At 56.1% G+C, this 24176-nt stretch carries 16 protein-coding genes; 10 read left to right on the plus strand and 6 right to left on the minus strand.

The features are described from left to right. Positions 1 to 34 precede the first annotated feature (34 nt). Positions 35 to 3157 (minus strand): SIR2 family protein, encoded by a 3123-nt coding sequence (locus tag OHL12_RS02410; protein WP_263412245.1) that lies wholly within the window; start codon positions 3155 to 3157, stop codon positions 35 to 37. 382 nt (positions 3158 to 3539) lie between these two features. Between OHL12_RS02410 and OHL12_RS02415 the strand changes: the two genes are divergently transcribed. From OHL12_RS02415 to OHL12_RS02425, 3 genes are all read left to right on the plus strand, one after another. Continuing rightward, positions 3540 to 4454, plus strand: coding sequence for an ArdC family protein (locus OHL12_RS02415; RefSeq protein ID WP_263412246.1), 915 nt, complete (start codon positions 3540 to 3542; stop codon positions 4452 to 4454). After that, positions 4455 to 4871 (plus strand): DUF6908 domain-containing protein, encoded by a 417-nt coding sequence (locus tag OHL12_RS02420; RefSeq protein ID WP_263412247.1) that lies wholly within the window; start codon positions 4455 to 4457, stop codon positions 4869 to 4871. Positions 4872 to 4954: 83 nt separating this feature from the next. Next, positions 4955 to 6640, plus strand: a complete 1686-nt coding sequence (locus tag OHL12_RS02425; protein WP_263412248.1) for a ParB/RepB/Spo0J family partition protein — start codon at positions 4955 to 4957, stop codon at positions 6638 to 6640. Positions 6641 to 6870: 230 nt separating this feature from the next. Here OHL12_RS02425 and OHL12_RS02430 read toward each other — a convergent pair whose 3' ends face one another. Together OHL12_RS02430 and OHL12_RS02435 are read right to left on the minus strand one after the other, a co-directional pair. Then, a complete protein-coding gene (locus tag OHL12_RS02430; RefSeq protein WP_263412249.1) occupies positions 6871 to 7998 on the minus strand; it encodes a hypothetical protein in 1128 nt (375 codons plus the stop codon). Between the two features lie 36 nt (positions 7999 to 8034). After that, positions 8035 to 8754, minus strand: a complete 720-nt coding sequence (locus OHL12_RS02435; RefSeq protein WP_263412250.1) for an SOS response-associated peptidase — start codon at positions 8752 to 8754, stop codon at positions 8035 to 8037. A 305-nt stretch (positions 8755 to 9059) separates the two neighbouring features. On the opposite strand from OHL12_RS02435, the gene OHL12_RS02440 reads away from it, so the two are divergent. After that, positions 9060 to 9347: a hypothetical protein gene (locus OHL12_RS02440; RefSeq protein ID WP_263412251.1), complete on the plus strand. Its 288-nt coding sequence runs from the start codon at positions 9060 to 9062 to the stop codon at positions 9345 to 9347. A gap of 108 nt (positions 9348 to 9455) precedes the next feature. Here OHL12_RS02440 and OHL12_RS02445 read toward each other — a convergent pair whose 3' ends face one another. From OHL12_RS02445 to OHL12_RS02455, 3 genes are all read right to left on the minus strand, one after another. Next, entirely contained in the window at positions 9456 to 12326 is a 2871-nt protein-coding gene (locus tag OHL12_RS02445; protein WP_263412252.1) for a TonB-dependent receptor, read from the minus strand. Positions 12327 to 12473: 147 nt separating this feature from the next. Next, positions 12474 to 13904, minus strand: a complete 1431-nt coding sequence (locus tag OHL12_RS02450) for a sensor histidine kinase (protein WP_263412253.1) — start codon at positions 13902 to 13904, stop codon at positions 12474 to 12476. Further along, positions 13901 to 14584, minus strand: coding sequence for a response regulator transcription factor (locus tag OHL12_RS02455; protein ID WP_263412254.1), 684 nt, complete (start codon positions 14582 to 14584; stop codon positions 13901 to 13903). Before OHL12_RS02455 ends, OHL12_RS02450 begins: the two co-directional genes overlap by 4 nt. A gap of 188 nt (positions 14585 to 14772) precedes the next feature. Between OHL12_RS02455 and OHL12_RS02460 the strand changes: the two genes are divergently transcribed. The 6 genes from OHL12_RS02460 (at position 14773) to OHL12_RS02485 (ending at position 24128) form a co-directional block, all read left to right on the plus strand. Next, complete coding sequence (locus OHL12_RS02460; RefSeq protein ID WP_263412255.1) at positions 14773 to 15792, plus strand: YncE family protein; 1020 nt, start codon at positions 14773 to 14775, stop codon at positions 15790 to 15792. A 28-nt stretch (positions 15793 to 15820) separates the two neighbouring features. Beyond that, positions 15821 to 17245 (plus strand): arsenate reductase/protein-tyrosine-phosphatase family protein, encoded by a 1425-nt coding sequence (locus tag OHL12_RS02465; RefSeq protein ID WP_263412256.1) that lies wholly within the window; start codon positions 15821 to 15823, stop codon positions 17243 to 17245. A gap of 15 nt (positions 17246 to 17260) precedes the next feature. Further along, on the plus strand, positions 17261 to 18259 hold the full coding sequence (locus tag OHL12_RS02470) for a YncE family protein (RefSeq protein WP_263412257.1): 999 nt from the start codon (positions 17261 to 17263) through the stop codon (positions 18257 to 18259). A 148-nt stretch (positions 18260 to 18407) separates the two neighbouring features. Further along, the gene (locus OHL12_RS02475; RefSeq protein ID WP_263412258.1) at positions 18408 to 19895 is read left to right on the plus strand and encodes a TolC family protein; all 1488 of its coding nucleotides are present in this window, start codon (positions 18408 to 18410) and stop codon (positions 19893 to 19895) included. 17 nt (positions 19896 to 19912) lie between these two features. Further along, positions 19913 to 23056, plus strand: coding sequence for an efflux RND transporter permease subunit (locus OHL12_RS02480; protein ID WP_263412259.1), 3144 nt, complete (start codon positions 19913 to 19915; stop codon positions 23054 to 23056). Continuing rightward, positions 23043 to 24128 (plus strand): efflux RND transporter periplasmic adaptor subunit, encoded by a 1086-nt coding sequence (locus tag OHL12_RS02485; RefSeq protein WP_263412260.1) that lies wholly within the window; start codon positions 23043 to 23045, stop codon positions 24126 to 24128. Before OHL12_RS02480 ends, OHL12_RS02485 begins: the two co-directional genes overlap by 14 nt. The last annotated feature ends 48 nt before the right edge of the window (positions 24129 to 24176 follow it).

A 24176-nucleotide genomic window follows, 5' to 3' on the forward strand; every position in this document is an offset into this window, starting at 1 on the left:
TACAGTTGATCCTGCGTACCGTCGCGCAGGGCTTTCAGATGAGGAGACGGTAATCATAGGGTGCCGAGCCAAAATGATTAAGGTACATTCCCACTCGCGCAATTGCGCTTGCTGAATCCAGACTGGCCGGCAGCCGTGAGTAATAGTCAAAATGATTCCAATTCATCTTGGACAAACCCAAGATCTCTGACGCCACTAATGCGAGTTCCGACTCGCCTCGATAGCGTTTGATGAGCAGTGGGGCGGGAATGCGTCGCTTGCCCTGATAGTATTTGAATCTTTCATTCTGGACACTTGGCGCGTGGCCGTGGACCCAGAGCAATGCAGCGTCATCGCCAAGCACAATAGCTGCGCCTCTTGGCATAGGAAATTTGTCGATAATGGGCTTACCGTTCTGCATTCGTGAAGCAAGAAAACGGATCGACTCCTCAGTATTAATTTCGATCAATTCGACATTTGGAACTCCCTCAAGCCCCTGTGAAAGTCCATCCTGTTCGTCTTTGGTAAAACGCGTCCGCTTATGAATGACGACGCGTTTAGGCAGGCGCATTCTGGCGTCGAAGAACAGTTGCCGGATCGTTTCGCCAGTACGCCTTGCGTCATCCAGGGACATGTATGGATTTTTTCCGCGAATGATGGGGTGTTCGATGCGGCCAAGTCTGAACTGCAAACCCTCCCCCCGCGCGCTGTAGATATGACTGCACCCTAAGAGAATTTGCCTACCTGTTGCGGCTTGTGAATCAACACTATAGCCAATTCCCACAAAAGCGCTGTCGTCATCCAGGCAATCAAGCCGCCACGGAGTCCGCATCGTCTTTGCGTATAGCGCGAGAGATATCCACCACTTCACCCTGCAACTCAGATTGGCAATAACGGTACGTTCACGTAGAAATTGAGTGCTCTGGCCGTTGCGGGCTGCATAGGCTTTCACGTAATCGTGAAGGTCGAAGTGTTCACTGTTCTCGTTTACCAATTCATAGGGAGCCCACTCATTTGGAACGAAGATAACCGAAATGGCTGATGGGTTGAGACTCCGTATACGATCCAAGGCAGAGCAGATACCTTTAGCGATTTGCTTTGCGCACTGCAAGGCACTCCCCGAAGGATTCACAGCTAAAGTCTGCCAAGTCGCTTCGCCGGGGCGAGCATGTATCAGCGGCAGGGAAAAACCAGCAGCAAAACCCGGAAAAGGTTGGAGATAGTCAAGCTCAGTTCTATTGGGCTCGCTCCGTTCGCCCAATTGACACATAAATCGTTCCAAATTGCGGCCATGGTTTGCAGGACAGATCGCCGCTAATTCTGAGCTAGTTGATAGACCTGCACTTGTCACCGAATAATCCCAGGGACGGTTGTTGACCAGCCCTTTCAGCGGGTTCGCGTCTTTCACCTCGCTATTGCCAGACTTCGAACTGAAAATTAGCTTGGCATCCTCTACAACGAAACCGCCAAATGATGAGTGGCGCTGGAGTTCAGGCCTAAGCGCCTGACGGCCTGGCTGAAACAATCCGGCATACAACGGAGTTTTCCCGATGAAAAAGTGTTGTCCGCTAGCATCAGGGATATCGACATTGGTAATTCTTGCCGTCCAGCGTTTCAAATCGGTGTCGTAGATGTCATTGTGTTGATAACCATAAACCGCGTTCCGCAACACCTTTGTGGCTTCCTCATCTGCCATCTCACCGCTTGCCGTTTTTGCAATTACCTCGGGGGTCAGCAGGACGTATGCTTTACCCTTCAGGATCGCTAGTCGAAATGAAAGTGCTCTATGAATAGCGAAACTTTGCTGGTTGTATGTTCTGTTTTCGTGTGAATCGACATCCCAAACACGACCACCATCGGTCTCGATCTGACAACTCTTCGCCACGCTACGCACAAGCGCCCTTCGCATCAGGGATTGAATGCGGTTGTCTCGCGCCAACTCATCAGGGGAGATCGCGACAGCGACAGGTGTCCCAACTACAGAAGACGCTAGGGACGAACGAATAGTCGATATTGAGGCTAGGAAAAAGGCACCCGATGAGTGTGTTACCCAAGCCCCGTCGACATCTTTCATCTGCGTGTCGAGCCAAGCGCGCGGTCTCGATTGATCCGGAAACCTGAGTTCAACTTTTGTGATCTCGCTGGGTGTCGTCAGTGGATATGCATTACTCTTTGCCAAACTGGAGGCAGCCTCGGCGCGTGGTGAGAATTTACCTTTACGACTTTGGACTTTACTTGTTGCCACTAAAATTTCTTTGGCGGACTGCAAGTCTGCGTCCGTCAAAAGTCGAAGCGCTATGCGTTCCATCAGGTCGTCGAAGCCTTGCGATGTGATATAAAAAGCCTCCCGTCCCGCGTTGACTGCTAGCTCCAGCAATGTTCTGACTTCCGGCGTCGGTGTCGCCTGCATTCCGCACCAGTAAAGCCGGCCCGCGTATCCGGTGGAGTAAGCTGCCGATAACGCAGACATTACGGAGTGATCTCGCCCGCTATATCCAATTACTACAAGATCGTGGTCACGAAGATCGGCGACAAGTTCATCCTGCAATCCTGTCTCCTGTTGTTGAAGCTCCACGGCTGTATTTTTCAACTCGTCGTAGCGATAGTCTCCGTGTAGGGAAACCACGCGCAGGTCGCCCAACGAAGGAACCAGGCCGACGCGTTGCTGGGTGTCGATCCCCACTTCAATACAAGAGACATTTCCCGCTGAACACGCTCTTGCAGCAAGTCCATCAAAATTTGTGGTCCAGACGGTTCGAATCAGGCCGATCTTAGATAGAAGTGGAACCAAGCGATACCCGATGAACGGTGCAGCGCTCCGCACATAGTTCTGAAAAAAACTTCTTCTATCAGTTGAGGTTGGAAAGCACGCTTGAGCATAGACGGCGTACTCGCTTGCGTCGGCATTCGGTGGAAAACCTCCCCTCCGGTCCAACCAATCCTGAATGCGCCTTTTCGTTCCCGGCAACGAGAGTTCACCAACCGATTCACGAAGAGCCGGGTTATTCGTGGCGAAAATATCCTGCTTCCACTCCCAAATGCACCGTTCCGCAGATGGCATCCCAGAGGAAATTGATGCTCCAGCACCCAAGAGAAGGCTTATAGATTTGCCACGATTGACGGCCAATGAGCGTACTAAGGCATCGAGTTCGAGGATAACTGTCTTCGTGCTCTGCATAGGCAAGATTACAAGTGAAACTATCATAGCCCGTTGAGGGAGGTTTCCTCCCTGTCTGCGGCCCTTCGGTCCTCCGCCACCCTCCTCAGCGGGCCTTTCCCGCCCGCAACGCCCACCCTGTAAGCGTCCGCTTCGCGATCAAGAACAGTGAACGGACCGTGCGCTAAGGGGCGCTGCCCCGATCGCGCGGCGACAAGGGGTTTCCCCAATCTTCCGCGCTTCGCTTGTGCAGACCGGCCTTTGGCCGCCTCCGCTTTGCTCCGGTGGGGAGACCCCTCCCCTTGCGCCTTGCTACCCCCGCCTTCGCCAGGTGGCGTTCGGCATGTACATGCCGCGTTTCAACGCGGAAGTGCAAAGGCCAACACCCAAGGAGGAAGCACCCATGAACACCACCGCAAGCACCGTCACCCCCATCAGCGAAAACCCCAAACAGCCGCAGCAACGGCAGACCGCCAAAGACATCATCGCCGCCAACGTGAAGAGCCTTATCGAGCAGCTAGAGGCCGGACACTCGGACGCCCTCACCGCGTACCTCGACGCGATGGGCCGCTTCCACAACTACAGCTTTGGAAACATTCTGGAGATCGCACGGCAACGACCGACCGCAACCCGCGTCGCTGGCCTGTACGCATGGAACCAGCTAGGACGGAAGGTGAAGAAGGGCGAGAAAGGGATTCGGATACTTGCCCCCATCGTCGGCATCAAGCGCAAGAAGGACGAGGAAGCGCAGAAGGACATCACCAAGCAGAACACACGCGTTTTGGTCGGCTTCCGCAATGCCTATGTATTCGACGTGGAGCAAACCGAGGGCGCGGAGCTTCCGACCATGCGGGAGATGAGCGGCAGCGTTGGCGACAACCGCGACCGTCTTGTTTCCTTCATTGAGGCCCAGGGCATCGAGCTTTCCTTTAGCCAGAAGATCGCTCCCGCGCTTGGCATGAGCTACGGCGGAAAGATTGCCATTCTTCCCGGACAGTCCGAGGCCGGGGAGTTCAGCACCCTTGTCCATGAACTCGCGCACGAGATGTTGCACAAGGCCGAGCGCAGGACGACCACGACCAAGGTAGTACGCGAGACAGAGGCCGAAGCCATCGCCTTTGTGATCGGCAAGGCCGTAGGACTCGAAACCGGAACGGCTAGCGCCGACTACATCAATCTCTATCATGGCAACGCCTCACTCTTGATCGAGAGCTTGGAAGTCATCCAGCAGACCTCCGGCGTCATCCTTGCCGCCTTGCAGCCGCCGACCGCAGCAGAGGCCGAGATGCCCGATGCAGAACTGGCGAAGGTGGCGTAAATGCAGACCATCCTTCGCATTCTCAAACAGGCCGGAGGTTGGCACCACGGCCTGTACCTCAAGATCGAAAACCCGCCTTATATGGCTTTGGTCATTGAGGCGACCGATGAATCAGGCCCGTGTGGTCTGCCCTCTGTCTCTGTCGCGCACTACGGCGAACAGAACGGCGACCTCATGCGCGACCCGGAGATGTGTTTCGAGCTTGGATTAGCGGACGGGCCACACCTGAACGCCTTCTATTACCGAAACGACTTTGTAGGCGTAGAGCAGTGGAGCCGCACAATCGTCCGCGACAACTACGTTTATCTCGTCAGCTTGCACCAGCAGCACGAGCGATTCGCCAAGGTGTGGGACAACAACCTGCGATTGCAGGGCTTCGCCGAAGCCTTCGAGCAACAGCAAACCCCACGCGCCTAAAACCTTTCCCGCCCCGGAGCGGATGGGAAAGTGCGTCCGCTCCACAACCTTAGTGCAGTGCAACCCCCTCAAGGAGAGCAGCCATGCAGGATTCTTCCGCCTTCCAATTTCTAGCAATAGACACTATCCACGAGTCCACCACCAACCCCCGCCGGACGTTCGATGAAGCCAAGCTGTACGAGCTTGCCGAGTCCATCAAGCACAACGGCCTCATCCAGCCCATTACCGTCCGACCCAATAACCAAGGCTTCGAGATCGTTGCAGGAGCCAGACGCTACCGTGCCGCCCAACTTGCCGAGTTGTTTTCCGTCCCCGCCCGTATCGTTGAGATCGACGACGCCAAGGCACTCGAATGGCAGCTAGTGGAGAACAGCCAGCGGGTGGACGTGCATCCCTACGAGGAGGCGCAGGGCTTCCAACGCTTGCTCGACATCCCCGGCTACGACGTTGCCACGTTGGTCGAGAAGTCAGGCAAGAGCGCAAGCCACGTCTACGCCCGTTTGTCTCTTCTCCAACTCATCCCCACTGTGGCTGAGGCGTTCACCCAGGAGCGCATAACGGCCAGCCACGCCAACCTCATCGCCCGTCTACCGCAGGAGAGCCAGGCCGAAGCCTTCGAGCAGTGCTGGCGCAAGGACTGGCAGGACAAAGAGCCTCACCTATTACCCGCAAAGCACGTTGCCGCGTGGATACAGGCCAACCTCTATCTCTCCCTCGCGGATGCACCATTCGACCGCGAAGACCCAACCCTCAATCCCGCCGCCGGAGCTTGCGTTACTTGCCCCCGGCGCAGCGGGTACAACACGTCCCTCTTCTGCGACGTTCAGGGCGACCAGTGCCTTGACTCCGCTTGCTACCACAGCAAGGTTGAGGCATTCCTTGACAGGGAGATTGCCGCCCACCCCGGCCTCGTCCAGATCGAGAACGGCTGGCGCAATCCCAAGGAGCAGCGACCCGGAGCCGTGCAGCGCGGCCACGTTCGGGAACTTCCCGACGTGATCGACAACCCCGACGCGGAGCCGGTCATGCCGTGCGAAGCCGCCAAACCTGCCATCGTCGTGTACGGAAAGCAGCTTGGCCGCAAATTGACCGTTTGCACGGACAAGCATTGCCCCGTGCATGACCCGCAAGCGGCAGCCGAAGCAGCGGCCCACCCAGTGCCGACAATGCCGCCGCCGCACGAAGCCGAGACGGAAGAGGAGGCCGCAGAACGAGAAGCCGAGCATGAACAACGCATGACGGAGTACAAGGCCGAGCAGGAACGCAAAGAGGAGGAGCGTAAAGCCGAGTTCGACCGACAGCAGAGGGAGTACGAGGCCGAGCAAGCCCGCCGCGACAAACAGCGTAAGGCAAGAGTCGCCACCTTCGAGCGCATCATCGAACAGGCCCCTGCAGCGTTCAATCCAGCACAGATGCGCGTCTTCCTTCGCTTGCTCATCCATTTGGACTACAGCTTCCTTGAGGAGGTAGCTAATCACTACGCCAACGGCAATGAGAACTCCCAACAGTCGTACGATGAGATCGTGCTGGCCGCCTTGGACGGCACCGCAGACGAGAAGCTTACCGGACTCGCCTTGCGCCTCGTCCTCTCTGACCACGTCGGCATTCCTCACGAAAGCCAACCAGACTTGCTTGCAGAGGTCGAGCAGGTTTTCGCGCCGAAGAAGCCCAAAGCCGTCAAAGCCAAAGGAGACGGTTCGAGCAAGCCAAAGCCGACAGCAGTAAAGGGTCCGGTAAAGAAAGAGACGAACAAAAAGAAAGCGGCCTAACTCCATCCACTTTGGCCCCGGTTTCGTCCGGGGCCGCTTTGTGTTCCGACACGCCGCGAAATCGCGCCTGGAGACACCCCTTCGGTTTCTCCCGGACCCTCATCCCGCTTTGCTGCCGGCCCTCGCTCACCGGCTGCGCGGCAGGAGTCAAGTTCCTCCTCCTGCACCTTCCCCTTGCGGATGAAGCGACGTTTAACTATTTCCGAGACCTGCCTTTGAATGTCTCAGGCTCATAAGTTGCCGGTTCGGAAAGCCAGTTGTTCCGCGAGCGTCGGCATCGTGTCGGGACGATGGGGAATGTCGAGATGCAGCGACCCATCTGGATTCTCTCGAAACGTAAACCCGGCCCGGTTGTATAGTTCGCGTACCACGTCACTCAGAGGATTGAATACGTTTAGATCAGCGAACTTGGGATAGACATCCAAGAGCTTCATAAGACCTTCTCGCAACTCCATGATCAACGACGCAAACTCCGAATGCGCGTTGATCTCTGTTGCAGCTTTCGGCGCAGCGTCTGCCAAGCTCACGTCGGTCTTCGCTAGATAACCGAACAGGTAGCCCGCGTATACGATAACGTGGCGTATTTGAATCGATACTTCTGAGAGAACCCGTTCAACATTCCCGTGCATTCGATAGTGTCGAATAGATTCTGTTATTGCAGGCCAAGCATTCTTGAGCCGATCGCAGAAGCCATCCTCATATCCCTTCAACGTCTCCGCATTTCCGTATTGGGCGCTCAAGTATTCCGCCATGAATTCCGACCAGCACGCCATCGCAGGTTCCTTCAAATATCTCTCAACGGGCGCCCATTTCTGGAGAAAAGTGTCTGCCCCCATGTGTTTCATCTGCATCGCGTGGTCATGAACGTGCCCACATTCATGGGCGATCGTATGGATGGTGAGAGCTCGAAGAGCTTGGAGTTGCTGTTGCGTTTCCACGGAAGGATCTTCGGGTTCGTAAGACAAAGAACGTGCATAGGAGGCGTTCAACGCAATCACTGATTTCCAGACATCCCCACGCTTCACGGTCGGAGCCATAGCGATGCCGGTGGCTACATCATCCGCAGTAGGAATGATTACCTGCGTCGCACCGACTCCGCGGTCAATCGAGGCAAGTGTCTCTGGATAGTTGAATGATATGAAGACCTGCTCCAACTGACTGAGGTCCATTACCCGACCAAATATTTCGAGATGGAATCGCACAGCCTGACCGCAGCGTTCTGCGTCGTCTTTGTCGGCGAAATAGCAAAGCGTGATGACGAGATTGTTTGGGAGCGAGCAAGGCTTCCGCAAGAACTCCGCGACTTCCTCCTCGGATATTGCTTCTTGTGTTGCTGTAGCGCCCTTCTCTTCAAGCATCCTGCTCTCCGTCCGTCTACGGTATTGATGGTTATCTTACAAAGGCAAGAGTCCCGACTCTGCGGCTTGTTCAGCTTGACGCATCAGTTCAGGGCCGTTGTTTCGAACATTGTTCACTTTCGGATCCGCTTCATGCATCTCCATAGCTTCTGACTCGAACGGCCTTAGAAGATCGAGCGGTAGCCGTTCCATTTCCTCCCGGTCAAGCCAACGGTCGTAATCCCGGGAGTGCAGAATGACGGGCATTCGCGGATGAATCTGTGACATCAACTCATTCGCCTCAGTCGTCACGATGGCATAGGACTGAAGCCAGTGGCCTTCCCCGTCCTTCCAGGCATCCCAGATGCCGGCGAACGCGAACAGACTTCCGCTCGACAACTCAAAAACATACGGTTGTTTTGGTGCTTTGCCCTCTTTGGGCCATTCGTAAAAGGCGTTTGCTGGAATGAGGCAGCGCCGTTTCTTCATCGGTTCTCGCCATGTGCGCGACGTAGCAATCGTCTCCGCCCGAGCGTTGATTGTCGAAAGCCCCTTTATCTCTTTCAGGTCTTTCGTAAAAAACGGGATAAGACCCCACCGAGCCAGGATGAGCTCCCGCTCTCCGGTTTCTCGGCTCTGGCGGATGATGGGCTGATGCATGGTGGGCGTTACGTTGTAATCGGCCGCAGGCATCGGCAAGTCCGGTGGGCTCGGATTCGCATGGAAATGCTCAGCAATCTTTTGTTTGTCACTTCGTCTCACGTATCGTCCACACATATCTAAACCTCACCACAACGCGTGCAACCAAGGACGTGTTCCGCAAAACTATCCCACTCGGCGATACCGCCAAACGCTGAACTGCGGAGGTCGTTGAAGTCCTTCGGTTCGAGAAAAGTGTAGTCCGCAGGACGTGCCCGAGCGAATTCTTCTAGGAGACGCGTTCCAACATCGCAGGGTGAGAAGACCTGAATGAGGGGATCTTCCCGTGATATGGAATTGTGGGCCAACACGCCTCCAAGCCCGCTGCGCTGCGGATAAAACCATTGTGGCATATTCGCCTCTTCTTCGCCTATACTCGACCGATGAAAGTTGTTGGAAACGAGCGCCGCCCAGACTGGCCGAAACTTGGCCCGTCCATCATCATCGCCACGGCGTTGATCGTCGCAATCCGCACAGCCAAGTGGGTAGCAAAATCGTCGGCGGACGCGCAGTTTTCAGATGTAGACGTTGAACTGGATAAAGAAGTCAGCTTCGCGTCACGCATCAGCATCCGTGTAATGCACGAACTGCTCCGAAGGCATGAAAGCCTCTTCCCGCAGCGGGTCGAACCCATTTATGAAGGTGGATCAGAAGAAGACAGCCCGCAATGAAACAGTCATCCTTTTCTTCTAGCCCTCGTCTGCACGGCAGCTCGACCTTCCACTCCGCGAAGAAAAAACTTCAACTAAAGAGGCTGCAGAATCGTTCTACCGCATGGCTCAAAAAGCAAAACGCATTTGCAGTTCCAGGCGACGATTCGTCGCTGACTCGGAAAACGATGTGCCAGTCTGCGTATTCGCTCCCGCAGACTGGTTTGCTCTGCCGAAGAGTGGCGACGCAATATTCCCAATTATTAATCCCGGATTGTTGTGGTTCGTGACGTTCCGCACCTGTAGTGTGAGCACCAAACTGTAGCGTGGCTTTGACTCCTTCGGCTTTCCCGAAGCGTCCAGTCCGGAACCGGACGATCCGAAGCCCAACGTCTTGCTGACTCGCATATTCAATTGCACGGAGCCGGGCCCACGTCCTGAGTTTCGCCCCAAGATCGTCTCACCAGCGCTTGGGGTGGGATCGAGCAAGCCGTAAGAGGTTTGGATCAAACCCGCCTTGTTTTGGTTTAGGGCGATTCCAGGCCGACCGTTGAACAGCGTCGTGCCATACAGATCACGCCCCACCGTGATATTGAACGGAGCGCCGGAGCGAACAGTCAGTAATGGGCTCCAGGTCGTCTTCCACAGTGTCTGGATCGTTCCGCCGAATGTCTCAAAGTTCCGCACGTCCGTAGATGCGGGACCGTACTCTCCGGCAGAGCTGTAGGGATTGGCCGGGAAGGTAGTCGGGCCATCCGTATTGCTGCGTGCGTAACCGAGGGTATACGAGCCGAAGAGCGAGATCTTCTTTGTCGCTTGCGAGTTCGCATTGAGGATCAATTGGTTCTGGTTATACAGACCTTCGGATTGCGCTTGAAACACCGGATTGCTGTTTCCTAGTGGATAGCTTCCGCTTCCCGGGAGTCGTGCGTTGATGTCTTCGGAACGAAGCTGATGCAATCCGTGCGTGTTCGAGTAGCTGATCGCCAGCGATGTGTGGAACGGCAACTGCTGCTCGACGCTAATCAGCGACTGGATGTAATACGGGGCGCGGAGATTTGGAGCGTTCTGCTGAATGACCTGGCCTGCTTGCGAAGACGCAACGGTCGATAGTGGAGGTACAGTCGGATAGAAGTCGGGGTTATCCACGACGTATTGTTGCTGCGTGATCCCGTTATAGCGCAGAGCGGTCAGCGTGTTGGAGAGAACGAATCGATCATAGAAAACCCCAAAGCCCCCACGCAGAACCAACTTCTGCTGCGCCCGCTTCGGCGACCAGGAAACCGCCAATCGCGGTGCCCAATCACGGTGATCGGGAATGTTGTTCTGCACCTCATATCTCAAGCCGGCATCGAGGCTAATGTTCTGCTTAATCTTCCAGGTATCTCCGACAAAGAGTCCAAGATCGACCTGAGACAGCGAAAGGAGCGGATTACCCGCGCTCAAAGTGAACTGCGAGGCTCCTCCACCTAGCGCCCGTATCTGTGCGGCACTGTAACCCGCCTTTTGAAGGGAAGCGGTGCGCTGATACTGCTCTATAGAGGAAATCGGCACAAGGATGGGGTTGCCACTACCGTCAAGAATCGGCTGGTTGTTGGCGTCGAGTTCTGGCCCGGTAACGCCGCCGAACGTGAATGTTCCGTTGAAGTCCTGCTCAGAGAGATTGCTGTCCGAGGTTGCGCGAAGCCTTGCTCCAAAATGGACGACGTGACTGCCGCGGTTCAACGTCGTCAAATTCTGTAACTCATAGTTCCGCTGCACGTCCGAGGAATTCCCGACCGGCGAACCTCCGCCCGTGAACGCGTTGAGCACTTGAATCGATACGCCGGGATTGTCGGCGAAATTGCTGCTGCTCACGTTGAAGAACTGGAATCGTGTCTCATTGACTGCCGTTGCTCCAAGGACAGCTGTCTCGACCACCTGCGTCGTCTGCGAAAGGGAGTGCGCGTGATAAGCCGTCTCCACTAGATTGAATCCGCCGAGGCCAGAGTTCGGAATATCGGCGTCCGTGACGCGGTAGCGAACGCTCAAAGTGTTGTTCTTCGTGAGTTGATAGTCAATCTTCGGTGTGATGATCGTCTGCATCTGCGCGACGCTGTAGACGGTCGAGTAGGGCGAGATGATCGCAAGAGAAGTCAGATCGAGGGTCGCTCCGTTGATGACCGCGCCATTGTCCGTATCCTCATATCGGCCATCGAACGTGAATGTCGTTCGATGATTGAGAGGGCCCACCACGTTCACTCCATACTCGCGCAGCAGGAACGGGGCCTTGACGCTCGCGTAAGGATTTCGGGAGTTGAATGTGTCACTGCCGATGTTGAACGAACCGCTTCCGTGAAACTGATCGGAGCCAGGCTTGGTGAAGATTTCAATGCGACCCAGGCCAAGTTTGTCGAATTCTGGCGAGAACGGATTTTGATTGATGCGGATCTCGCGAATGGATTCCTTTGGCGGCATCTCGCCAGAGCTGAAGCCATCGATGTAGAACGAGCCTCCGCTGGGACCGGCAGTCGGCCCGGCGAGTGCTTGCAGATCGGAAGCGAGATCGTCAGGGTTGTCAGCCAGCGAGTCGAGCGCAGAGCCGCTGAGAACAACTGCGCTTGCGTTGTTCGCCGCATCGACCGATAAAGTGGAATGGTCGGTCGCATCAACGGTGACCTGTTGCACTACGGAACTCACTGTGAGCACTAGGTTCAGGCTTGCGGTCTGGCCTTTGGCAACGAACGTCTGTGGCTGCTTAAGATCGAATCCGGGATAAGAGGCCGCGATTCGGTACGTTCCCGGTGCCAGGCCGTTGAAACTGTAGGCTCCGTCAGACGAGGACTTCGTGGTGATTGTCTTGCCGGTGGTGCTGGTGGCCGTCACTGTCGCATCCGGTATGACTGCCCCCGTTTCATCGCTCACATGCCCATGCACGGCGGCGGTTTGCGCTTGGGCGGCGAGTATCGGAACAAAGTATCCCAATAGAAGAACGGTGAAGATTGTGAGGACTCTACGCATAAGGCTGCTTTATGAAGGTCCTAGACGAGATTGGCGGAGGCCAGACAAAGCCCTGCGACTGCTACTAGTTATAGCGTTTGGCCATTCGACGGAGGTCTGAAGAGTTCCTTACTAATTTCTGACCGAGAGTTAAGGGGCCGTCAGTTGTCATGACGATTTGTGAGGCAAGGTATGGGTTTTGGAGGCCGGAATACGGATGGTGAAAGTGCAACCTTCCCCAGGCTCAGACACGAGATCAATGCTGCCTGCGTTGACCAATACAGCCCATTTCACAATAGAGAGGCCAAGGCCCGTTCCGCCCTCCGCGCGTGTGCGCGCCTCGTCTACACGATAAAAGCGTTCAAATACCTTCTCTCTATGCTCAACAGAGATTCCGGGGCCGCTGTCCTGAATCTCGATTGCCACCGTATCAACATCGAAACAGACATCGACTCGGATGCTTCCTCCAACCGGGGAATACTTTACGGCGTTGTCCAGAAGGTTTATGACTGCCTGGCGCAGGATGAGTCGATCACCCCAAAGCGTGATAGACGGGTTACCTTCCACGACAACATTTTGCTGCTTCTCCTCTGCGAGACTTTCAAGCAGGGTTGCGGCTTCTTGTACGAGTTCCAGAGCGTTCACTGGAGCTTGGTGAAGGTCGATCTGTCCCGCGTCCGCTCTACTGATCGTCAGCAGGCTTTCTACCAAGCGGGTAAGACGGTTGACCTCTTCAAGCATGCTGCCAATGATGTCCCGATAGTAGGGGCCATCTCCGGTTTTTTGAAGTGCCACTTCGCCTACGCTCCGGATTGCTGTCAAAGGCGTTCGCAGTTCATGCGAGGCATCAGCCGTGAAGCGTCTCAACTGGTCGAACGATCCCTCCAACCTGCCAAGGGTTAGATTGAAGGCTTGCCCAAGGTGCCCGAGTTCATCATCCGGGTTCGAAATAGCGAGTCTGGCGTCCAGTCGTTCGGCACTGATTTTGGCAGCGTGTCGTGCCATGAGATCTACGGGAAGAAGGGCCCGACCGGCCAACGCATACCCGGCCAGGCCAATCAGCAGGACTATGATCGGAAGCCCAATGCTCAGGACGCCCACCATCTCCCAGAATTCGCGCCACAATGGCTCTTCGCTTACCCCGAGACGTAGAACCAGAGATTGCCCTTCAACTCTGTGGATACGGCTTGCGACGCGGATTCTCGTGCCATTGGACAAACGAATGGTTTGGGTCGGTTCGTGCCGGTGATTGGCGTTGAGGTGTACCGGTGGTCCCAAGGCAGCCCCTTCGAGTTCGTTCGAGCGATAGAGCAGAAAGCCATCGGCTGAAAAGACTTCCAGCAGGTAACCGCGTTCAAAGTCACTTTCTCTCGCTTCGCCTTCATCGGAGCCTATTTCTAAGTGGCCTTCTGAGGACAGTCGGAGGAGCCCTTCGACTGTCTCGATATCCCGGTCGAGGCCAAGGTCAAGCTGCTGCCTGAGATTGTGCAGAAAATACACGGACGTCCCGCCCGCATACAGGGCAAGAGCCAGTGTGAGCAAGAGCCCATACAGAATCGTCAGCCGGCTGCGGAGACTCTTTCCGAGGAGAGTAATCATGGAGCCTCCTCACTCAGCAGGAATCCGACTCCACGTACCGTATGCAGCAATTTGATTGCAAACGGATCATCCAGTTTCTTCCGTAGGCGCGCCACATGAACATCAATCACGTTGTCCAGTGGAGTGGCACGTCCGGGTTCCTTCCACACATCTCGCACCAACATCTCGCGAGAAACGACTCTCCCTTTGTTCCGCGCGAGGTATTCGAGCAATTCGAATTCGCGAACCGTAAGCTCGACCCGGCCGCCCTCACGCTGTACCGTTCGGGTCACCGGGTCGAGTTCCAAAGTTCCGATTTTGATCAGAGTGATTGGCTCGGTCTTGCCACGGCGTAAGAGCGCCCGGATCCGCGCGCTCAGTTCGGAGAAGGCAAAAGGTTTGACGAGATAGTCGTCGGCTCCCGCATCCAAACCAGCCACGCGAGATTCCACCGCGTCTCTTGCAGTGAGGAGCAGAACCGGCGTTGAAACGCCTTGCTTGCGGAGGGCGGTCAATACCTCCAAACCATCGCGCCCGGGCAGCATGACATCGAGCACGATCAGATCAAAGACGCGATTGCTGGCGAGAAAAAAACCGTCCTCACCCGTAATTGAAAGCGTGATTTCATAGCCTTCGGCCTGCAATCCTTCCTGCAAGGCTTGACCGACTTTCGGTTCGTCTTCGATCACGAGGAGTCGCACGCATTTACCTCTTTCCTGTATAGAGGCTAATCGAATCTCAAGGACTGAAGTGTTGCTGGACCTCTCCTTAATCCGAATTAAGGCAATCGTAAGCAGATCGTCAGTGTTACCTCTCCTTGAGGCGACTATACCTACCGATATGGCGTTATGAATCACAACGTAGGAAAAGCTGTCAGGAGACTCATCGCATGGGAATCGCCCGCCGTACAAGAAGAGCAATTTATCTAGCGATATTCGTCACTCTCTCACTTTCAACATCGCTCGCGCAGCCATCAGGAACGGCAAACAAGGTCTTGACGACGGTCGCGGACATTCCAATGCCAGGTGCCGCGGTTCGCTTTGACTATCAGACGTTCGATCCATCCAGCGGACGCCTCTACATCGCCCACATGAATGCCGACCAGTTGGTCGTGTTTGACACGTTAAAGAGGCAGGTCCTGGCCAATCTTGACGGTTTCAAACGTGTCCACGGAGTAACCGTTGCACCCGAGATTCACCGGATTTACGCTTCAGTGACCGGAGACCACCAGGTTGCGGCCGTCGATTCCGAAACGTTCAAGATTGTCGGTACTGCCGGTCCGGTCATCTACCCGGACGGTCTGGCCTACGCGCCAAAGCAGAACAAGATTTTTGTGTCCGACGAACACGGAGGAGTGGATGCCGTCATCGACGCGGGAAGCAATAAGCTCATCACCAGCATTGCCTTGGGTGGCGGCGCAGGGAACACTGTCTATGATCCTGCCTCCGGGCACATTCTCGTCGCCGTACATGGCTTGAATTTGATTGCAGTCATCGACCCCGCTTCGAATCAGATTCTGAGCCGTGTACCGCTGGCAGGCATTAAGAATCCTCACGGGATCGCACTTGACAGTGCCGCTCGAATTGCGTTCGTTGCCGGCGAAGGAAACCACTCGCTCGCCATGGTGGATCTAAACACGATGAAGGTTCTGTCTACTTATCAGGTGGGGGACGACCCCGACGTTCTCGCATACGATCCCGGACTGAAACGTTTGTACGTCTCCGCCGAATCCGGTACGGTGACTGTCTTTCAGAGTAATGACAAGAGTCTTACGCTACTGGGTTCGTTTGACATGCCTCATGCACACACGGTCTCCGTCGATCCCAAGACCCACCTTGTCTACTTTCCGCTGGAGAACGTGGACGGCCATCCTCTGCTAAGGATTATGCGGCCCGTCGATCAGAAATGAATGAGCAAAAACGTCTGGAGGCTGGCCCGTGAGTCTTTCTCTAATCAGAATCGCCGGAATTTCTGCTTTCGTACTGACACTCGGTGGCTCTGTGTCAAGAAGTCATGCCCAGACTCTTGACTCTCAGGTGCTCTTTGTCTGTGAACACGGCAATGTGAAGAGCCTTATGGCGGCGTCTTACTTCAACCAACTGGCTCAGGAGCGTGGGCTGCGTTATCGGGCAGTATCTCGGGGTACTGCTCCGAACTCAACCACCGTACCGAACGCGATTATTCAAGGCTTGGCCGGCGACGGCTTCAACGTGAGTTCATTTCATCCGTCGGCGGTGAAGACTTCCGACGTATCTGCATCTCAGCGTGTCATCACGATCGGGACAGAGCTGCCCGCGGACGCACAGGAGGCGGCTCAGGCGAAGATAGAGCAGTGGAGCGACGTGCCAGCCGCCAGCGATGACTACAGTGCAGCGCGTGCAGCTATCAAGAGACATGTCGAAAGCTTCGTCGCCTCTCTCGAAGCGACGAACCTGCTTACGAAGACGGCGGTCATCGAAGTGTCCGGCCCGAAAGGGCAGCGCTTCGACTATCTCGCTATCGACCCGGAGGATCACTACCTCCTGTCAGCGCATCTGGGCCCCGGCATCATGTATGTCGTCGACCTGCGCACGAATATATTGGTCAAGGCTATTTCGGGCGTCCCGGGAATCACTGGGGTGGAGTACATTTCGGACAGACACAAGGCCTATACCTCGGATTGGGGCGAAGGAAAGATAGGTGTTGTCGACCTCAAGACCATGGCAGTCGTCAAACGTCTGCCCACGGAGTCGAAGCCTAACGGCATCTCCTACGCTCAAGAGTTCGGGAAGGCATACGCCGTCAATACGCTTGCCAAGGCTGTCAGCGTAATTGATGTTGAAAAGGATGAGATTGTAAAGATTCTGCGATTCGACAGTGAGACCGGAACACCAGGCTACGATTCGGTTGCCAAACGGATGTATGTCAGTCTACGTTCGACCAACGAGGTTGCAGAGATCGATCCCGCAACCGATCGCATTGTGGGCAAGTATCCGGTCGATGGCTGTGTCTTTGATCACGGCATGGCGATCGACTCGGAACACCATCGCGCATTCCTGCTCTGCGGGAGAAGCCAGAACCTCACAGTCTTCGCGCTTAACAGCCACAAGGCGATTGCTCATTTTCCGATACCGGCCGGTGCGGATGTGGTGAAATACGACTCCGGCAACGGCCGAGTCTACGCCGCGTGTTCCAGCGGTTCCATCTCAGTGGTTCAGGAAGACGACCCAGACCATTTTCACAAGTTGGGAGATGTTCCCGTAGCCCAATCGGTCCACAGTCTCGCCGTTGATCCAGCCACGCATCGGGTGTACGCCCCGGAGCAGGAGGAAGACGGCAAGCCCGTCGCACGGATCATCGTCTACGAGGCTAGTCACAGGTGAATGGGAGGCAGTGAAATGCGTAAAACTACCTTGGTTATTCTTCTAGTATCGCTATGCGGTTGGCCAACTGTTTCTCCCGCGCAGTCTGCAAACGCCGAACCTCTGAAGCTGATTGCCACGATCCCTTTGCCGGACGTCCAAGGCCGCATCGACCACCTTTCCATCGATATGAAAGGCCAGCGCCTCTTTGTCGCGGCCCTCGGAAACAATTCTCTCGAAATCATCGATTTGAAAGAGAATAAGCGAATCCATTCCATCGCCGGGTTGGCGGAACCTCAGGGTATCGCTTACATTCCTTCATCCAATCATCTCTTTGTAGCCGATGGCAAAGATGGTTCCGTCCGTGAGTTCGATGCAGCGTCCTGGAAGATGCTCAATTCGATCTCCTATGGCGATGATGCCGACAACCTGCGCTTCGATCCGGCCAGCGGCCACATCTGGGTGGGCTACGGAGGAGGTGCCTTGAGTGAATTTGACCAAGACGGAGCGAAGCTGGGAGAGATCAAAGTTGACGCGCATCCCGAATCCTTCCAACTGGAAAAGAACGGATCGAGAATGTTTGTCAACCTGCCTGGAGCCCGGAAGATCGCGGTTGTGGATCGCAAGGCTAGATCGATATTGGCGTCGTGGAGGACTGGAGGTCCGCTAGCCAACTTTTCCATGGCACTGGACGAACAGAACCACCGGTTATTCGTGGTCACCCGTCTTCCGGCGCGTCTCATTGTGCTGGACACGGTTGACGGCAAACGTGTGGCGGGTCTATCCGCAATCGGCGATTGCGATGATGTGTTTTATGATGCGCAGCGTCACCGCATCTATGCGACCGGAGGAGAAGGAGGGATCGCGGTGTTTCAACAGCGGGACCCTGATCACTATGACGAGATTGCCCGAGTCAAGACCGTAGGCGGTGCGCGAACGGGATTGTTCTCGGCGGATCTCGATAAGCTCTACGTTGCGGTACGAAAGCAAGGATCGCAGCCCGCTGAGATTCGCGTGTACGAACCGGTCCCGTAGATGCGGAGTCCAGAGCGTGAAAGAGCCCCGTTCTGGCTCAAGACTTTTGTGAAATTCCAAACAAGGGATCTTAGACATTTTCCGAATCGGAGCCGCCGCGTTCGAGGCTGTGCTATTGTTGTTTCACGGATTGGTTATGCATATAACAATGACAGACAGCATTCGTTGCGTTTGGTCGGAGAGCGCTACGAGGAACCGGCGCACGAAAACACCCGGAGCCTGGCACGTACGAAGTGTTATTTCTTCGTGTGCGCTGTTGAGCGTGTTCGCGGGTTCCGGCAGTCCGATCGCGCACGCGCAAGCTCCTCCCCCGCCTTCTCCTGTACTTGCGCTCTCCGAGGTGGTTCAGTCTGCGGTGCGTGATTACCCCTTGGTGCACGTCACGCAGGAAGAACTCAACGCGTCTGCCGCCAATATTGAATTGGCGCGAACGGCCTACCTTCCACGAATCGACGGGCTGACCCAATTCAACCGCGCCACTAGGAACAACGTCTTCGGAGCGCTGCTGCCGCAAAGCATTGTGCCTTCCATCACGGGTCCGGTACTTGGAACGAATAACGGCGGCTCGGTCTGGGGCAGTGCAACTGGATTGCTCGTTAACTGGCAGCCGTTCGACTTTGGTGTCCGCCACGCCAACGTGCAGGCTTCCCTTGCGGCGCGGGACGCGGCCGGTGCGGCGGTTCGACGCACTCAACTGGAAGTTGGTACCGCGGCGGCTGATGCCTTTCTGACACTGATTGCAGCGCAGCAGACCGAGAAGTCTGCAACAGCGGCGGTAGACAACTGGGATGTGTTGCTGCGCAGCATCCATGCGTTGACATCGGCTCAACTTAGGCCAGGTGCGGACGAATCCCGGATAGAAGCTGAGCGCGCATTGGCAGGGACACAGCTCGCTTATGCGAAGCAAGCCGAAGCGACAAGCCGGGCCACCCTTGTTAAGTTCATGCCGCATGCGGACGACGGTGGAGTCGTGTTCGACGTCGCGCGTCTGTTGTCAGAGCCACCCCCGCTGGCGGACGAGGACGCGCCCTTCCAGGCGGGCCAGCATCCCATCCTGGTGCAGCAGAAAGCGGTCACTGCGCAATCGGAAGCGCAGTTGCACGCGACCGAACGCAGTTGGGTTCCGAAATTCAATTTAGAGGGTGCAGCCTTCGCTCGCGGAACGGGTGCCGAGTCGGACGGAAGGCGACTTGGGGGCATCAATGGTCTTGGTCCGACGACAGCGAATTACGCGGTGGGGGTTAATGTCACCTTCGCATTCATGGATTTTGCCAGCATCCATGCTCATGAAGCCGCACAAGCTGCGACGGTCAAAGCCAATAAGAACAACGAACAGCTGGCGGATAGAACCCTTCAGGAGCGGTTTGCCATCGCCCGGGCAGCGGTACGCACTGCGCGTGAGGTTGCAGCAAACACTCCGGTCGAAGTGAAAGCTGCACATACGGCCTTCGACCAAGCCCAGGCTCGCTACAAGGCAGGTCTTGCCCCGATCGATGACGTGGCGCAGGCACAACGGCTGGTAGTTCAGGCTGAGATCGATGATTCCATTGCTCGCCTGAATGTCTGGCGGGCTCTTCTTCAATTGCAAGCCTCGCGCGGGGATATTCAACCCTTCGTACAAGCAGTCAGCAAGTGAGTTCCAGGTAGGAAACGATGCGTCTTGTTTTGGCAGCTTTATCTCGTCCGTTGGCTGTGATCGTCGCATTGATCGCGATCCTGGGCGGCTTTGCCCTTTCGCTGGGACGCATGCGCACCGACATCTTTCCCGAGGTCGGGAATCCGGTGATCTATGTTGCGCAGCCATACGGGGGAATGACGCCTGCCCAGATGGAGGGCTTCCTCACCTACTACTACGAGTACCACTTCCTCTACATCACCGGTATCGAATCGGTCGACAGCAAGAGTATCCAAGGCGCTGCGCTGATGAAGCTAAGCTTCCGTGAAGGAACCAACATGCAGCAGGCGATGGCTGAGACGGTAGGCTACGTCACGCGAGCCCGCGCTTTCATGCCCCCCGGCACCGTCCCGCCGTTCATCACGCGTTTCGATCCAGGTAGCGTGGCCGTCGGTTTGTTACTCTTCACCAGCACGAACCATACCCAGGGCGAACTCCAGAACATCGCGCTCAACCAGGTACGCCCGTTGTTTGCGACGCTGCCCGGCGTCTCTGCGCCTCCGCCCTTTGGCGGCAATCAACGGACGATCGTCGTCACGCTTGACCCGGACAAGCTGAAGCAATACCACATCTCGCCGGAGCAGGCGATCTCCGCAGTGAGCACGGGGTCGGTGGTCGCTCCATCCGGAAACCTCTATGACGGCACCCTGAACCGGATCGTGCGCAACAATGCGACGCTCGGGCCGGAACTGGGCGAGTTGATGAACACGCCGATCCACCCAGGATCAGGCACAAGTGTCTATCTCCGCGATATTGGAGCGGTCGACAACGGAACCGACATTGTGACGGCCTACGCCCATGTGGATGGACGGCGAACGGTCTATATTCCGGTAACGAAGCGTTCCGACGCCTCGACTCTTGCGGTCATCAGCGCGGTCAAGGCGGCTATCCCTCTTTTCAAGAAGGCAATCCCTGACGACGTGGACGTTCAGTTGGCGTTCGATCAATCGGGGTATGTCTCTCACGCGATCAACGGCCTGGTACGCGAAGCCATCATCGGTGCGGTGCTTACAGGAATTGTGGTTTTGTTCTTCCTGCGCGACTGGCGCGGAGCCCTGATCGTAGTGGCAAATATTCCGTTTGCACTCTTCACGGCCGTCCTTTTGCTTTGGGCAACCGGGCAAACCATCAACATCATGACGCTCGGCGGTCTGGCGCTCGCCGTGGGCGTTCTCGTAGACGAAGCCACCGTGGAGATCGAAAACATCCATACGCAGCTTCTCCCGGGCGTCTCCCGAGCAAAAGCAGTTCTGGAGGCGTGCAAACGCACCGTGATTGCTCGATTGTTGTCCATGCTGTGTGTTCTGGCGGTCTTCGTTCCGTCCTTCTTCATGAAGGGTGTTGGGCGGCAGCTCTTCGTTCCTTTGTCTCTCGCGGTTGGCTTCGCAATGATCGCCTCCTACCTGCTTTCCAGCAGTCTTGTCCCGGTGTTTGGGACGTGGATGATGAAAGAGACCCATCGGCGGGAAGAGTCGGAAGGAGCCTTCGGACGACTCCGGGCGCGATATGAGAAATTCCTGGACGCCGTTCTGAAGTTCAGGTGGCCCGTCATCCTCACCTACTTCGGAGTGTCGATAGTCGTTCTGGTGCTTGTCACACCACATCTCGGAACGGAGATATTTCCGGACGTCAATGGTCCTGTCCTGCGGATGCGTTTGAAGGCACCAGTCGGCACACGCATTGAGGAGACCGAGCCGATGATTCTCCAAGCGCTCGATCTCATTCGCAAGACCATTGGAAAGGAGAACGTGGAAATTACATCCGATTACGTCGGCGTGCAACCTTCCAGCTATCCGATCAACCTGGTGCATCTTTTCTCCAGCGGTCCCGAGGAAGCGATGGTTCAAGTCCAGTTGCGACCCGGACATCCCGACGACGAACGGTTACGGGAAGACCTGCGCTCTGCTTTCAGTAAAGAGATGCCCTCACTCCATCTGTCTTTCGAGGCAGGAGACATCGTCTCGCAGGTCATGAGCTTCGGTTCGCCCACTCCTGTGCAGATCGACGTACAAGGAGTGAACCTCGAACAGAACTACGCTCAACTTGCAAAGATAGAGGCGGAACTCCACAAATTGAGTTTTCTCCGCGATATATCCATCGTGCAGCCGCAGAAGTATCCCACCGTCGAGGTAAACATCGACCGGCAGTATGCCGGACAATTCGGGCTGACGATGGCAGACGTGACCAACTCCATGGTTGCCGCGACAGGATCGTCACGGTTTACTTCGCCGAATTATTGGCGCGACCCGAACACCGGAAATGCTTTTCAAATTCAGGTACAAATTCCTCCGAGCCGCGCTCAGGGTATGCCGGCCTTGTCGTCTCTGCCGCTGATGCGAGATGGACTCTCACAGCCTCAGCTCGATCAGGTCGCAAGCCTGCAGTACGGCACCATGCCGGAGATGATCGAGAGGCTCAGCGGACAGCGTGTTGTGAGCCTCACAGCCAACCTCCACGGTGTCACTCTCGGAGAAGCACAACAGAAGATAAAGGACGCACTCGCCAAAATGCCGGCACCGCCCAAGGGGTCCGTTGTCACAGTTCGGGGCGAGGTTCCAGCGCTGGAAGAGACCATCTCAGGCTTACGCGTGGGACTTTTGCTAGCGATTGCAACTATCTTTCTCCTCCTGATGGCATACTTTCAATCCCTTCGGTTACCGTTGGCTGTCTTGAGCACTATCCCCGGAGTGCTCTGCGGCGTGGTGCTGATGCTGCTCGTTACACGAACAACCCTCAATATCCAGTCCTTTATGGGAGCGATTATGGCGGTAGGGATCTCCGTTGCCAACGCAATTCTCCTTGTGACATTTGCCGAACACGCCCGCCAGCAGGAAGGCGCGGAGGTGGCGGCGCACACAGGCGCTGTCGGTCGCCTCCGTGCGATTCTGATGACCGCCACGGCAATGATCTGCGGCATGATCCCAATGGCCATCGGATTCGGGGAGGGCGGCGCGCAGTCCGCCCCTCTGGCCCGCGCCGTTATCGGTGGCCTCCTCTTTTCGACGTTTGCCACATTGGCCGTGCTGCCCGCCATCTACGGGCTCCTGCAACGGCGCGCATCTGTTACTTCCAATTCCTTGAATCCTGAAGATCCCGCGAGCCGATACTATGCACAATCATAAGAAAATCCTTCTCATTGCTCTTGCCATCTGTGGGCAGGTGATCGCCCAGTCGCCAGCGCGTGTGGAGCTTGTGGCGGTGGAAAGCCGTAACCCTACACGAACGATCGCATTGCCCGCGGAGTTGGCACCATATTTGCAGGCTGACATTGAAGCACGGGTGCCCGGTTACATTGAACAGGTACTCGTGGATCGTGGCAGTCGCGTGCGACGCGGACAGGTTCTGGTAGAGCTATCCGCCCCGGAGATGAAGGCCCAGACAGCTGCCGCCGAAGCGAATCTTCACCAGGCCGAAGCTGACCAAAGTCAGGCGGAAGCTCAGGCAGCAGGCATTGAGAGTACGTTTGCTCGCTTGCAGGAAGCTTCAAAGACGCCAGGAGCCATAGCGGGCAACGAACTGGTTCAATCGGAGAAAGAGCGGGACGCCGCCCAATCTCTTGTGAGTAGCAGAAAGGCAGCCACTCGGGCGGCGTCCGAGCGTTTGCGCGTTGCAAAGGAGATGGAAGGTTATCTCCGCGTGACGGCGCCCTTCGATGGCACAATCACTGATCGTTTTGTGCATCCGGGCATATTGGTCCAAGGAGGTACCCACACTCCTCTGCTGAAGCTCCAACAGACCGCCCATCTTCGCTTGACGGTCCCAGTTCCCGAGAGTTATGCCGGTCACGTTGTTTCTGGCACACCGGTAAACTTCCACGTCTCGTCACAGCCCGGCAAGACGTATTCTGCCAAGATTGCCAGAATCTCTGGCGCTCTGGATGCACAGAGCAGAACGATGACAGTCGAACTTGACGCCTACAACAAGGACGGCAGCCTTGCACCCGGGATGTATCCGACTGTCGATTGGCCGGTCAGTTCGGCGGAGCCCCTCCTGCTCGTTCCTGCAACCAGCGTTGTCTCGACCACCGAGCGAACTTTCATCATCACCCCACTCAATGGACACGCTCACTGGGTCAACGTGCGCAAAGGCGCAGCTTTTGGAGATCAGGTGGCGATACGTGGCGAGATCAAACAGGGGGACAAGGTTGTAAAACGAGCATCGGATGACCTACGTGAGGGTACGCCTCTTCCGTAGATATCGGAGTTGAACTGCGGGAATTGCACAACGGAACGACAACTTTTG

Source organism: Terriglobus aquaticus (assembly GCF_025685415.1).
Lineage (GTDB): Bacteria > Acidobacteriota > Terriglobia > Terriglobales > Acidobacteriaceae > Terriglobus > Terriglobus aquaticus.